This is a genomic window from Paraglaciecola sp. IT1134 (assembly GCF_058068185.1).
On record NZ_CM176486.1, the window covers coordinates 4,308,930 to 4,323,426 of the forward strand.

The following is a 14,497-nucleotide window of genomic DNA, read 5'->3' on the forward strand; positions in this document are numbered from 1 at the left end:
TAACGAGACTTTAATGCTCCCCATTAAAAACCATGTATAAAATATTTTCCACAATTAAATTAATGAGTTAGCTATTCTCTAAAAAACAAAGTGGGACCTGGAAAACTTACATAATAGGAAGCGAAGTTGGTATTTTTATTAACATTCCATTATACCCCTTTTGTATACACCGTATCTGTTTGAGTCTCGGAATTAAGCCAATGTCTGCTATAGGCATGAAGAAACTGAACCGCTCACTTACTGTGAATGACCGAACTCACAGCACATTTACGCCTGTCAAATTAAGACGCGACTCATACCCTTAAATGTATTGATTATTTTTCCCGGGATTAAAATCACCGGTCATATCCGCCGAAAATTGAATTTTTTAAGCTAATGGTAACGAATAGGTCTGAGAAAATGCGTAATTCGAGCGCAGCCATTTTTTCATCCAGATCAATGCAGTTGATCGTTGCCCACAGGCGTTGACTGCGATGTATCGTCATTTAATCCCGAGTGGCACCCACACAGGGTTAAGCCAAGCGCCAGGCTCCCGGTCTTATGAAGTGAATTGACCTATTTGGCCGGCTTGTTGTTTTTTCTCTGCTTAGCCCGGCGCTGTACTTTCTCGATGCGGATCTCTTTTTGGTCTTTTTTGTTTGGCGTTAAGGAGCCCGTCTTAAAACGTTGTTTACGGTCGGCTTTGTCTTCGGCTTTTTTGATCACTGCCGCGGCCATTTCAGCTTCTTCTTTTTCGATCATTTCAGGTGTTTCCAGCGTAATACGCCCCAGTTTACCACTGCGCAACTCGTTGATCAGCACCTCACAAATTTTATGCAGATTTACCCGCCCACCGGCCCGCAATGCGCCGCGCTGGGCGGCCGCCATTTCCAAAAACTCAATTTCCGTAGCCGGTACAATATCCAGTTTAAATCGTTCCTTAATCAGCTCAGGGTAGGCTTTGATCAGATAATCGGCGGCATAAAAACCCACATCATCATATTCCATGGCCGTATCCTTGATAGCGCCTGTGGCCGCTAGGCGATAACCGCTATTGGGATTTTCCACCTTGGGCCACAATATCCCGGGGGTATCAAACAAGGCAATGCCGCTGCCCAGGTTGATGCGCTGCTGGGTTTTGGTGACCGCAGGTTCATTACCGGTTTTGGCTATAATACGCTGGGCCAGGATATTGATCAGGGTCGATTTACCCACATTGGGGATCCCTACTATCATGGTGTTGATGTTTTTCACACTGGCGTCTTTTTCAGGCAACATCTCGCGACATAATTCTAGCAGCTGTTTCATCTTGCCTGGCTGGTCGGTGGTGGTGGTGAAGGTTGTCACCCCTCTTTCTTGTTCTAGGTAGGCCTGCCACCTAGCAGTAATGTCGGGGTCGGCCAAATCTGATTTACTCAGTACCTTGATACAAGGTTTGTCACCACGAATTTCGGCAATAGCCGGGTTTTCACTGGAATAGGGGATACGTGCATCTAGCACTTCGATCAGCAAATCTACCTGAGGTAGTATTTCGCGGATCTCTTTTTGGGCCTTGTGCATGTGCCCGGGATACCAATGGATCGACATTAAACTGCGCCTTAAACATACTCAAAGGCACCATTGTACGTCACCTAATCCACTTAAGTTAAGTCAATCGAGTGGCGGTGAACGCTTTAGTGCACAATAATGCATTTACTGGCCACTTGCCCAGCGCTCATTCGTTATCGCTGGGCCAGTTTCAGCTATTTTTATGAACCTTTGTGGTTCAGTGTTTATTAACTGCTATTTTCACGACAAGGTTTAGCTATTGTGCCATCATTTCGTTTCAGGGGGGCTAGCAGAAAAATGGAATAAATTACTGAATATTGGCTGTATTTACGGTTATAATGCCGCCCCAAGAGAACCCTCTCGATACCCTTTTTTGTTTCGCACTTATTTATTAACAATAAGCAGCCAAACAACACTATAAATAATAATAAAAATCGCCATGCTCAAGTTGGGATGTTTCACATAACCCCTTGGCCATTTTACGCGAAGCTACATATTGGAGAGCACACTTGGGTCTTACCACTAGTACACACAAAACACATCCACTGACGTTAACGTTACTTGGCGCAGCCGTATCATTAGCGCTGACTGCCAATGTTCAAGCACAAGAATCAACAGCAGTTAACGTCAGCCGTGACGACTTTGAGAACATTACGGTTACCGCCCGTAAACGTAGCGAAAGCCTGTTTGAATCCCCGACGGCCATCACATCGTTGAGCAGCAGCTTTATGGATGATGCCAATATCAGTAATTTAGACGATGTGGGTAAATACGTGCCTAACCTGAATATCAGCCGCTATGGTGCGGGCAACTCGGCCCATGCGTCGGTCTTTATTCGCGGCATCGGCTTGCAAGATCACATCATTACCACCGATCCAGGGGTAGGTGTGTATGTGGATGGCGTGTATTTGGGGCGTCAAATGGGCTCTAACCTGAGCTTGCCCAATATTGAACGAGTAGAAGTATTACGTGGTCCACAAGGCACCCTGTACGGGCGTAATACTTTGGGCGGCGCGGTGAACATTATCACCAAGAAACCTGGTGACGAATCTATGGCCAGTATCAACTCCAAAGTCGGTACCTTGGGGCGCTTGTCCACTGACCTGTATATAAATGGCGATGTTACTGACGATTTCTCGGTGGCCGCCAGCGGCTCATTCAAGAAACGTGATGGTGTGGGTAAAGCAGTCAATTTAGCCAAACCGGAACGAGAAATTGGTGAAGAGCAAGAAATCAGTGGGCGTATTTCGGCTAACTGGAATGTAAGAAGTGATTTCTCGTTGTTATTTGCCCTAGACGGTTACGATAATGAAGGCGGCCAATCGCCTTATACTATCGAATTCACTGAGCCTCGCCCGGATCCCACCGATATTTTCAACGGCGATTTCCCCTTGCTGACGCCGGATATGCTACCAGCGGATCCCGATGACCTGGGCACCACAGTCGCAGGTCTTGAATCCACTGCCGCTTCAGGTTGGGGCGCAGCGGTGACTGCAACCTGGGATATGAACCAACATTACACCACCAAGCTTATCACCAGCTTGCGCAGCTCTAAATATGAAGGAGGTTTGGATGACGACGCCTCGCCACTTAACTTGTCAGAATTTCCGGAAACCGGTGAAGCTGACCAATATTCCATAGAACTGCAAGTAAACGGAACGTTCGATAACTATGACTTTGTGTCTGGTCTGTACTTCTTTAACGAAGATGGCTCCACTGAGTCTGGACCTTGGGTATTTAGCCCGTTTAACACCCCTAATGGTCTTAATACCGATGGCTCGGCGTCTTTCGGTGATTAGGGTTATTTTGATCTCAGTCAGGAAACCGACGCTTTTGCCATCTACGGCAACGTCTCTTACGACCTATCTGACAGGCTCAGCGTAGGTGGCGGTTTGCGTTACTCTAAAGATAAAAAGGACGCCAATGCCTTGTTCCCCTCTTTTGGTGGCGAACGCGCATTTAGAAGCGCCGAGTTCAGTGCCGTCACCTGGGACGTCAATACCTCTTATCAACTGGATAATGGCTTAAATGTGTATGCCCAGGTGCAAAAAGGTTATCAGACCGGTGGCTTCCCGCCTCGCCCCTTTGGTGGTTCGGCGCAGTTTGTGCAGTTTGATGAAACCACCTCAATTAACTACGAGACGGGTTTAAAAGGCAAGATCACCGATCGTGTATCTTTGCTCGCCGCGATATTTTTTACTGTATATGACGATTTGGCCTTACCGTTTTCTGACCCTACTTCTGGCGGCGGTTTTGTGACCATCACCGAAAATGCCGGTAAATCAGAGGCCAAAGGGGTGGAGCTTGAAGCCACTTTTGACATTACCGATAACTTTAACCTTCGTGGTGCAGTAGGTTATCTGGATGCCGAAATCACTGAAGTCGCTGCCGGCGTCAACGGTGTGGGTGTGGGTGATTCGCCAGCGTTAACCCCGAAGTGGACTCTGATGTTCGCCCCCTCTTATTACCTGGATTTAGATAACGGAGGCACCTTGGCCTTTAAGGCGGATTATTCATTCCGTGACAAAATGCAGGGGCAATCAGTTTTTAATGCCAACGAGACTATCGATTCACGGGCCATTGTCGGTTTTGATATCAACTACCGCGCACCACAAGGTGACTGGTCGTTGAGTCTGTACGGTGAAAACATCACTGATGAGGTATACGACCAAGGGCGCCTGCAACAAAATGGCTTCGTAGGCGTAGTACGCAGCAATGACAGACGCGAATTTGGTTTACGTTTCAAAAAAGAATTTGAAATGTAACATCTCTCTTTGAGCTGCAAAACTAATAGAAAAAGGATGCCGCGGCATCCTTTTTCTATATCTTCAGTGTTAACCAAGCCCCCAAAGTCGAAACCTCAAACACCTGTGTTTATATTATTTAACGTAAGCCTGGCGCTGGGCGATATCGTAACGGCTACCCGAGGCCAAAATGTGCAATTTGACATTTAATAAGGTCAGGGCTTGGCCCCGGCCCGCTTCTGCCATAGAAGAATGCTCCACATCCGCCGGATCAATCACAGTCACCGCACCGCTACCCACAACAGTAAATACATTTTCATCGTCTATAAAGGCGGCCGTATCTTCGTCTAAACCCAGACCGATTAAAAACGGATTGTAGGATACTGCGCTCAATAAACGCGCCAGGCGGTTACGTTCGTTGAAATGTTGATCCACCACTACTGTGTTGATCAAGCCCATGCCCGGAGCCAAATTTACCCCGTTTTCCGTAGGCACTATGCCAGTATTGCCCCCGGTGATCATATGCTGGGAGACAATTGCCGCACCTGCTGAGGTGCCAGCCACATGCACCCCTTTGGCGTTTAGTTGGCGAATGGCTTTAGAGATGGGCGTGCCCCCCAAGATGGTCGACAAACGCAGTTGATTGCCACCGGTAATAAAGATGGCGCTGCTGGTTTCAAGTTGCTCAACATAATCCTGGTTTTGGGCGTCGGCCCGCTCGCTAATAGGCAGAGAAAATACTTTGCCTGCGCCCAGTTCACTAAACAGTTTTTCGTAGCGCTCGCCGGTATCATCTAATTGAGACGCCGTCGGGATCACGCATATAACGGCATCTTTGCCCCCGGCTAACTCGATAAATTTCTGTAATATCTGTGGATCATTGACCTTCTCTTCGGCACCGCCGATAGGGATCACATAACCTCTTTTTTGCCCGTCAACATCTGGAGATGGCATTTTTACTTCCTCAATTAGTGCTCAAAGGTACCTTTGCGTACCATTTTACTGTCTGTCATATGCCATTGCCCTAAGGCCATCACATGTGCAATTCGTTGTTTGTCGTTCAAAATAATTAAATCTGCGTCAGCCCCGGCGTTAAGATGACCTTTGTGGGCAAAATTCATCAGCGCGGCAATATTACTGGTAAAAAATGGCAAACAATCTTCCATGGCAACCCCCTCATCCAGCAATTGATACAATACCTGTGTCATGGATATGGAGCTGGCAAAATCCATTTTTGTCATCTGCCCCTGGGCGTTAAAACAAGGCAAACAACCGCCGCCGTCAGAGCTAATGGTCAATTTATTCTGGGGATAGTTGCTGTGCATGTAACGCATTAGCGCATCCGCTGGCTCATAACCCTCACCGTGTGTTTCAAACGCGGTGACATCTATCCAGCAGCCTTGGGTAGCTAATTCACAGGCTTCATCAAAAAGAAAACGCTGTCTATTGATATGGGTCGGATTATACGTTCTGGCGGGTATTTCTGCACTGGCCAGGGCTTCACGCACTAAAGATAAGCCGCGCTCGCCATCTCCCAAGTGTAAATGCAACATGCCACCCTTACCTGTCATCAAGCGGGCGACATGGGCCTGGGAGGCTATTTTCAATAATTCATTCAAGGTTGGCTGACTGGAGCGATGATCACTGATCGCCAGTTCGCCAACGCCCACCACGGGTTCGATAAATACGATATCAGATTGCACCGAACCGGTGAGCGTAGTGGGAGGTAAATGATAACCACCGGTATAACAGTATGCCGATATGCCTTCTTCACGCAGGGCATAAACCTGGGCAACTACGGATTGGGTGCTGCGGGTAATATCATCTGTGCCCAATAGCCCCACGATAGTGGTAACTCCGGCCCGGGTAAATTGGCTGATGGGCACAGGAGGGACACGAGTAGCAAACCCCGCTTCTCCGCCGCCGCCAGTAATATGGGTGTGGGCATCGATCAAGCCCGGGATCACCGCACAGCCATGGGCATCGATCACTTGTACATTGAGCGCCGCATCCAATTTAGGGATGGCCTTGCCCACATACACCACCTTTCCTGCGGCAATAAGCAGATTCTGCAACCCCATAGCCTGGGGAGCGAAAAGGTTAGCTTGGGTGATAAGTGTCATCATTGGAGGTTGCATAGGGATCACTAATTTGAAGCCGGGTATTTAGATGACAAGATCCTAATGCACCCCACCCTATTCGCAAAGCCTTTTATCTACTTACCGGCAAGTATCATGGGCTGCTAAGGTGTTTATTCCTCTTAATCGAACGAGATGAAGTATGCCTTACGTAAAAGGCAGACTGGGTCAGAAAAATTAAAAAACAGCGGACTAACCGGGCCTAAGCGTCTCGGCAGCCTTCATCTGGAAACTCAAATTCAATGGTGGTGTGCGCCAGATGGTATTTATCCAGGCGTTTGGCCACTTCTGCCTTGATTGCCATCAATTTCTCTGGCGGCAACATGTGTTTGAGCACCAGATGAGCGGTTAATACATGATGTTCACCGTCTAATGACCAAAAGTGCATATGATGCACCTCGGACACGGGGTCAATGGCCAGCAACGTTTTTTTGATCTTGCCATGCACTCCGTCATCCGGCGTTCCCTGCAAAAAAAGCTCCGTGGTTTGGCGCAGGTTACGCACCACGTTATATAAAATAAACAGCGTAAAGGCGATTGACAATAGAGGGTCAAGTATAGGTAGATGTACAAACATCAATACCACTGACACGATTAAAACCGCTACCCAGCCCAAGACATCTTCCATCAGATGCCAATTGAGGACCCGCTCATTGAGGGTTTTGCCGCCACTGAGTTTATAGGCAGCGTAACCATTAGCGGCCACCCCCAACAGGGCAATCAAAAACATGCCTTCGGTGTGAGGCATTTGTGGGGCAAATAAACGGGGCACCGCTTCAAATAAGACCCAAATCGAACCACTGACCAAAACAACGCCGTTGAGCATGGCCCCCATGAGCGACAAACGTTTGAAACCATAGGTAAACTTATCTGTAGCCTGCTTACCGCCCATTTTCTGCAAATACCAGGCAGTCCCTAAAGACAGGCTATCGCCCAAGTCGTGCACTGCATCGGCCATGATCGCCGTACTATTGGTCAGCCAGCCACCGATAAACTCAATGATAGTAAAACTGACATTAAGTACAAACGCCCAACCTATACGGTTTGTCGCGGGGTCAATATGGTGATGATGCCCGGTTTTATGGGTAGCCGAATCTGAGTGATCATGTTGTTTACGTACCAAGTGAACTCCCCTGCGCCGCTTACGCTTAATATAGGCCGTTGAAATACCGTATTAATATCACTAAAAAGTGTTAGTCGCTATAGCGCGGCCCTGAAGTAACCAAGTTTGGGGCACCGAGCCGCTATTGGTCAACAACTATGCCTAAACAATAGATAACGATGGAAAATATTTTTCACATAACGTTTAATGGAATTCGAAATGGAACACTTACTTATCACTTTCAGGGAAAACATAAAAATGAAACTCATTACCTTCATTTTCCTCATACTATTAAGCGGTTGCGCCGTTGACGTCACAACAAAATCGTTCGTTTATCAAGATGATAAAGTTGATCCTGCGCTAAATTTAGGCGATATACAGACAACGTTAACCAATGCGCCTGTGCACTCGATGCTGTCGGCAGTCAGCCTTACCACTCAAGACGGCTTGACCTTAAATGGGATCAAGCTAATCCATGATGAGGCTAAAGTTAACGTGGTATTGTTCGGCGGTAACGCTATGACAATCAGTAAAGCGTCTAGCATTCTTAATCACTTTGTATTGTTGCCGGCTAACGTCATTTGGTTTGATTACCGTGGCATGGGGTTAAGTGCTAAAAGTGACTCGCTGACCATAGAACACTTAAAAATAGACGCCCTGAGCGTATTCGATTTTGCCCAGCAATCGTTACCGCAAAACTTGCCCATTTTAACTGACGGCATTTCCATGGGTTCATTGCTGGCAGGTTATGTAGCAAGTCAACGAAGCGTTGATGGTGTAGTGCTCGACGGCGCGATAAATTCTGTGCCACAACTGGTGGATAACCTTATTCCCACTTGGTCTAAAATCTTTTCTACTGTCACAGTCTCCCCTGAATTAGCCGAGATAAATAACAGTGAAATAATAAAACTAGTTGATACCCCGCTATTGCTATTAGCAGGAGAGAACGACACAACGACTCCGCTGTTATTTGCTCAGCAGTTATACGCTGCATCACCAAGCAAAAATAAAGTACTGGCGATCATACCCGACACTGAGCACGCCCAACCTATGGCAAAAGACGAGGCCATTTCAGCCTATAAATTGTTTATCGCCAGTTTAAGTTGTTGCACAAACGGTTAGATAGGGATCCGTTGCAGTTTAAACAAACAAGCCCATATTTAATGTGTCGGATTTTAACGAACCGGTTAATCTCTGTTATTTGGGCCCCAATTGGAATGACCAAGAAACCAAAACATGTTTAATATAAAATTTGCAGCTCCGTTATTTGCTATGTTTACCTCAATCCTTGAAGGGGCTTAGCGATGGTCTTTATGGGAAGTTAAAACAACCTGGGATCTACCTTAAATGGCAACTGCATTATAAAGTTTTCAGTTATGTCCCAAGAGAGAAAACATAATGTGTTAACAATGCGGGCGAATTTAGGTGCGCGAGAATATCCAATAAAGCTAATGATTCAGAGCCTGCGAGGTAGATGCAGGGTGACCCCAACCCATTTTGTTACCTAAAGCCTTAACTGAATTATTCATCCAATGACTGACTTGTATCGGATCCGCCTCAAATAAGGTCAATACCCGGTTAAATACGTCCGCAAAACGTTATAGGCGATCACTTCCGTCACGGCTAAAGCGCCCTGTTTTGGCCCTCCTTGAGAGTGTGGCGCTTTTAATCTAGATACCCGGGCGATTTCCTTGCCATCAAAGCCTGTATGTTAAGAGAGTTTCCTTATCGTTGTTCAAGGTGTCAATGCACCACACATCAGACAAAAACGCATGTTGGGGGTATAACCCTGATCATTTTCAATGACCTTCTACAGACCAATAAAATTGAGCCGCCAATGTTATTGGTTTAATACTTGCACAAGACTGGTTTCAATGTCGTAGCCAATCATTTTAAGTTGAGGATCTCATGGGAATCATTACGAAGTTGGTCAATTCAGGGCCTGTAATAAAGTGGCAAATTCGTGCCGCATGGCTAACAGTTTTGTCCTCGTTGTTTATTACTTTGCCCGCTGAGTCGGTAGAAATTGCTGGCAGCTTTCACCAGACAGATCAATCTCAAAGCAAAGGGTATTCCCTGACTGTGACAGACAGTGTCGCCCGCAGAAGTCCATTTTACTGGACACTGGCCTATAACAAGCTGGATAAGGTATTTGTTGATTGGAATGGCAGTTCATTATCGTTTCCTCTGGCAAGTATTGAAACCTCCTTGTCATACCGCCAGAAACTGACCTCCCGTAATCCGGCCATAAGACGTTTCATTATCGAGTACCAAGCAGGTATATCGACCGCTTTGACCGAAAATAAGTTTGTTTGGAATGAACTAAATGAGCAAAAATATTTTTCAGAACGTGGCGATATGAATGGCTTTGTGGCTATTACTGCTCATTACAAGTTTGCGTCCAACACCTCGGTACATCTGGGTTTGAAGCACTTACCCAGTGTATCTGAATTCGGCGATATTAGTTCGGTTTTCCTTGGGCTCAGTTACCGGTTTGGCGCTAACTATTATGGCAATTGAGGCTACGTTTTTTGGGTCGAAGAAATATATGTTTACCGATTGCTTGTGTTGGTCGATAAGTAGATAGGTAAATAAGTAAGGAATGAATATTGTTTATGTATGCGTATCAAGTAGAGAGTCGCTTAATTACTAGGTTCAAGGCGAGCCTGCTCACTCTTATGCTTGCAACTGGCGTGTGTTTATTAGGCGCGACTGACGCCAACGCAGCCCTATGTGTGGGGCCACCACCACTGACCACAGGTAATGATGAAGATGGTGATGGGTACGACGACAGTATTGATTTATTTTTAGGCGATAACACCAGGCATTATGATTACGATCTAGACGGGATCAGTAACCTGGATGATGATGATGATGATGGCGATGGTGTGCCTGATGGGGTTGATACTAATTTAGACGGTGACCCGGTCATTAATATTTATGATCCCTTTCCTGATGATCCCCTAGAATGGCTGGATACCGATGGCGATTGTACCGGCAATAATGCCGATTTAGACGATGACAATGATCTCTTTGCAGATTTGGTCGATGCCTTCCCCCTTAACAGTGCAGATTGGGCAGATACGGATAGCGATCTTATCGGTAATAATGCCGACAGCGACGATGATAATGATGGCGTCATTGATTTATATGACGCTTTTCCACTGGATAATAGTGAACAAGTTGATACCGATAACGACCTTATCGGTAATAACACCGATGATGATGATGATAATGATACGGTTAAAGATATCGATGATGCCTTTCCATTACTGGCCTCTGAAACGTTAGACACTGATAGTGATGGTATTGGTGATAATTCCGATCCAGATATCGATAATGACGGCATCGTTAATGGGAACGATATTTGGCCACAAGATCCCTCCGAATGGTATGACAATGACGGTGATATGATTGGTGATAACGCTGACACCGATGATGACAATGATGGTTTTGCAGATGGTGTTGACGCCTTTAGAACCGATCCACTGGAACATCTGGACACAGACGGTGATGGGGTTGGAAACAATGCAGACAGTGATGATGACAATGATGGTGTGGCCGATGCGAGTGATGCCTTTTCCCTGGATCCGAACGAATATATAGACACTGATGGCGATGGCGTGGGTAACAATAGCGATACCGACGACGATGGAGACGGCGCTCTTGATGGTATTGATGCCTTTCCTCTGGACAGTAGCGAAACCATAGACACCGATGGCGACGGCATTGGTAATAATGCCGATACCGATGACGATGGTGATGGCATAGCCGACAATGTTGATCCCGAACCGCTTAATATGCTCGAAACTACCGACACAGATGGTGACGGTTTGGGCAATAACGTCGACACCGATGACGACGGCGACGGGGTCGAAGACGCCCTCGATGCGTTTCCGTTTAATGCACTAGAGTGGGACGATACCGATGGTGATGGTTTAGGCAATATCTCTGATGCTGATGATGACAATGATGGCATAGTCGATACTCAGGATGCCTTTCCCTTAAATAGTGCTGAATGGCTAGACACCGATAATGATTCAACCGGTAACAATGCCGACAGTGACGATGATAACGATGGTGTGGAGGATAGCAGCGACGCCTTTCCGCTTAATAGTGCAGAGTCGAGTGATAGCGATGGAGATGGCATTGGTAATAATGCCGACAGCGATGATGATAATGATTCTTTCATCGATGCCGAGGATGATTTCCCCCTCGACCTATTAGAATGGTTAGACAGCGACAATGACACTATTGGTAACAATGCCGACGATGACGATGACAACGATGGCACACTCGATCCCCTCGACTTATTCCCGTTAAATCCCGCTGAGTCACGTGACGAAGATAATGACGGTACCGGTAATAACGCCGACAGTGACGATGACAATGACGGTGTGCTGGATGTTGATGATGTGTTTCCATTAGATCGCTCCGAATGGGAGGATACCGATAGCGATGGTATTGGCAATAATCTGGATACGGATGATGATGGTGATGAGGTACTCGACCATCTGGACCTATTTCCACGTAATGCAGCCGAGTGGCAAGACACCGATAACGACAGCATCGGCAATAATGCCGATAGTGATGATGACGATGATGGTGTGGCAGATATCGACGATGCCTTTCCACTGGATATAAGTGAAAGCAAAGACACGGATCTGGATGGCATTGGCAATGTTTTTGATACCGATGATGATAACGACGGCGTACTGGATCACATGGACCAACTGCCCCTGGATCCCAATGAAACCCTTGATAACGATGGTGATGGCCTAGGCAATAACGCAGATCCAGATGATGACAACGACGGCATGAGCGATGATTTTGAAGTCCGTTATAACTTCAACCCGTTTAACCCCGACGATGCAGCATTAGACAGCGATTCAGATGGTGTATCCAATGGGGATGAGGCCCAGGCCAACCAAAACCCCTTAATTGATGATAATCCTCCCGTGATCTTGCCTCCCGGGGCACTTCATCTTTATGCCGCACATATATTCACCAACCTGAGCAAGGAAAAACTGGTCGAGCTTACCAATATTTCAGCCAGCGACGGTTTAGATGGCGAAAACTGCTGTGTATTAACCCCCCTTGGATTTGAAAGTGGCGTGAGAATTTTAACATCAGGTGTATACCCTATTACTTGGCGAGCTACCGACACCGCAGGCAATGCTGCAGTCGTTGAACAGACACTGAATGTTTATCCTCAAATCAACCTGCAAAACGACCAAATTATCGCAGAAGGTGGTAAGGCGACAGTTGAGGTTGTGTTGTCGGGGCAGGCGCCTAGTTACCCGGTGGTCGTGCCCTTTACCATTCAAGGCTCGGTCGACAGCTTTGATTATCAGATTGCCTCCTTTGAAGTTGTCATTCAACGTGGCACCGTTGGCAGTATCGAGATCATCTTGAATGAAGATTTTCAACAAGAAGGTGAAGAGCAGCTGATTGTGGTACTTGATCAAGCGCTAAACACCGGCACGCAGCCCCGTCATGTCATAACGGTTAGTGAAGATAACCTAATGCCCAGCGTGGTGGTCACCACCCGGCAACAAGGTTTGAGTGCATCCATCTTATCCCAAGACAGAGGTGAGATTGAGATCACTGCCCAGGTAGTGGATTCAAACCCGGCGGATTCACACATTATTTCCTGGAATATCCCTGAAGAATATCAAGCAGAAATAAGTGCTAATCAACAGAAGGTATTTATCGACCCCAGCAATCTCACCTTGCAACAGGGGGATCGCGATCTTATTTCCCTGTCCGTTAAGATAAGCGATAGTGGAGAAGGTGAGTTAAGCGTTACAGAATTTATTCATATCCCTATTCTAGTAACACAACCACGCTTAGCTGCCAGCGATACGGATCGTGATGGCATAACAGATAACGTAGAAGGCTTTGTGGATGATGATTTTGATGGACTGCCGGCATTTATGGATATCTCGGATGTCCCTTATATCCAACCATTGCATGTCAATGCCGCTATTACCCGGTTTATCGAGACAGAGCCTGGCCTGCACTTAGCCTTAGGTAAGTATGCACGCCAACAACTATCCGACGGTATGATGCTCTCGGAGCAAGAAATTCTAGCGACTGGTCATATTCCGGCAGATAGTATTAGTCATCAAGATGAATATTTCGATTTTGAAATTAAACAGATCACCCCTGTAGGCCGTTCGGTTGCGACCGTTATTCCACTACAGGATGATCTTCCGGAATTTGCTGCTTATCGGAAATATACTGTCACACAAGGCTGGCAGGATTTTGTCGAAGATGGCAATAACAACATTGCTTCAGCATTGGCGACAAATGATGTATGTCCACCACCGCAAAGTGAAGACTACCAGGCCGGACTGACACAGGGCCATAATTGTCTGCGTTTGACGATAAAAGATGGGGGCGTAAATGATGCTGACGGGATCGCAAATGGTAGTATTGACGATCCCGGTGGTATTGCCATCATTGCCAAAAAAGAAATTGTTAAAGGTATCGATCCTGAAAAATCTAGCAGTGGCGGAGCCTTTGGCGTTAATTTGATTTTTTTGTTGTTGCTTGTGGGATGGCGAGGGTTTGCCACGGCTGCCCGTGGGAGAAATCCGTGAATGTACATGCTCTGCGCACTGGCCAGTTTGGCAACAAACCGTAATATTGATTGCAGTATCAAAAAACACCAAGCAGAAACCCACTATCACCATAGCGCTCAAGCTTATCGCCAAATAATTTGAGGGCTATATAGTGTTTAATTCTTGATTACACCAAAACAAATTTGGGCTTAGTTTATCGGCTCTCAGATGCTTCAGGCTTAACCGTTTGCCCTTATGTAATTTGTGATAGCGTCTTAACGCCACATGGGCAGACTTCAGGCCCTACCCTCTTCAGGCCAAAACTAAAGCTATTGTAAAACGCCCCGGCATTTTACTAATTGCTCATCACTGCATAGACACACAACACGTCCGACGGACGGTCTAAAAGGTGAGAGCATA

Annotated in this window: 7 protein-coding genes and 1 pseudogene; 4 read left to right on the top strand and 4 right to left on the bottom strand. The window is 46.6% G+C overall.

The genetic code is table 11. The annotated features are described in order from the left end of the window. Positions 1-555 precede the first annotated feature (555 nt). On the bottom strand, positions 556-1,566 hold the full coding sequence (gene ylqF, locus AC3RV5_RS18865; RefSeq protein WP_489729119.1) for a ribosome biogenesis GTPase YlqF: 1,011 nt from the start codon (positions 1,564-1,566) through the stop codon (positions 556-558). 470 nt (positions 1,567-2,036) lie between these two features. Between ylqF and AC3RV5_RS18870 the strand changes: the two are divergent. Further along, positions 2,037-4,292, top strand: a pseudogene (locus tag AC3RV5_RS18870) (TonB-dependent receptor). A 114-nt stretch (positions 4,293-4,406) separates the two neighbouring features. Here AC3RV5_RS18870 and AC3RV5_RS18875 read toward each other — a convergent pair. From AC3RV5_RS18875 to AC3RV5_RS18885, 3 genes are all read right to left on the bottom strand, one after another. After that, a complete protein-coding gene (locus AC3RV5_RS18875; RefSeq protein ID WP_489729120.1) occupies positions 4,407-5,225 on the bottom strand; it encodes a cyanophycinase in 819 nt (272 codons plus the stop codon). 14 nt (positions 5,226-5,239) lie between these two features. Next, a complete protein-coding gene (iadA, locus tag AC3RV5_RS18880; RefSeq protein WP_489729121.1) occupies positions 5,240-6,397 on the bottom strand; it encodes a beta-aspartyl-peptidase in 1,158 nt (385 codons plus the stop codon). Between the two features lie 214 nt (positions 6,398-6,611). Next, positions 6,612-7,532: a cation diffusion facilitator family transporter gene (locus AC3RV5_RS18885; RefSeq protein ID WP_489729122.1), complete on the bottom strand. Its 921-nt coding sequence runs from the start codon at positions 7,530-7,532 to the stop codon at positions 6,612-6,614. Between the two features lie 198 nt (positions 7,533-7,730). Here AC3RV5_RS18885 and AC3RV5_RS18890 point away from each other — a divergent pair, with 198 nt between their 5' ends. The 3 genes from AC3RV5_RS18890 (at position 7,731) to AC3RV5_RS18900 (ending at position 14,116) form a co-directional block, all read left to right on the top strand. Then, a complete protein-coding gene (locus AC3RV5_RS18890; protein ID WP_489729123.1) occupies positions 7,731-8,633 on the top strand; it encodes an alpha/beta hydrolase in 903 nt (300 codons plus the stop codon). A gap of 786 nt (positions 8,634-9,419) precedes the next feature. Beyond that, positions 9,420-10,031, top strand: a complete 612-nt coding sequence (locus AC3RV5_RS18895; protein ID WP_489729124.1) for a hypothetical protein — start codon at positions 9,420-9,422, stop codon at positions 10,029-10,031. Positions 10,032-10,126: 95 nt separating this feature from the next. Continuing rightward, entirely contained in the window at positions 10,127-14,116 is a 3,990-nt protein-coding gene (locus AC3RV5_RS18900; RefSeq protein ID WP_489732209.1) for a thrombospondin type 3 repeat-containing protein, read from the top strand. Positions 14,117-14,497 lie beyond the last annotated feature (381 nt).

What these genes read in the sequence shown, in the direction of transcription:
- AC3RV5_RS18875 (WP_489729120.1), bottom strand. Translation starts at nt 5,225, where the DNA reads ATGCCATCTCCAGATGTTGACGGGCAAAAAAGAGGTTATGTGATCCCT.
- iadA (WP_489729121.1), bottom strand. Translation starts at nt 6,397, where the DNA reads ATGATGACACTTATCACCCAAGCTAACCTTTTCGCTCCCCAGGCTATG.
- AC3RV5_RS18895 (WP_489729124.1), top strand. Translation starts at nt 9,420, where the DNA reads ATGGGAATCATTACGAAGTTGGTCAATTCAGGGCCTGTAATAAAGTGG.
- AC3RV5_RS18890 (WP_489729123.1), top strand. Translation starts at nt 7,731, where the DNA reads ATGGAACACTTACTTATCACTTTCAGGGAAAACATAAAAATGAAACTC.
- AC3RV5_RS18900 (WP_489732209.1), top strand. Translation starts at nt 10,127, where the DNA reads ATGTATGCGTATCAAGTAGAGAGTCGCTTAATTACTAGGTTCAAGGCG.
- ylqF (WP_489729119.1), bottom strand. Translation starts at nt 1,566, where the DNA reads ATGTCGATCCATTGGTATCCCGGGCACATGCACAAGGCCCAAAAAGAG.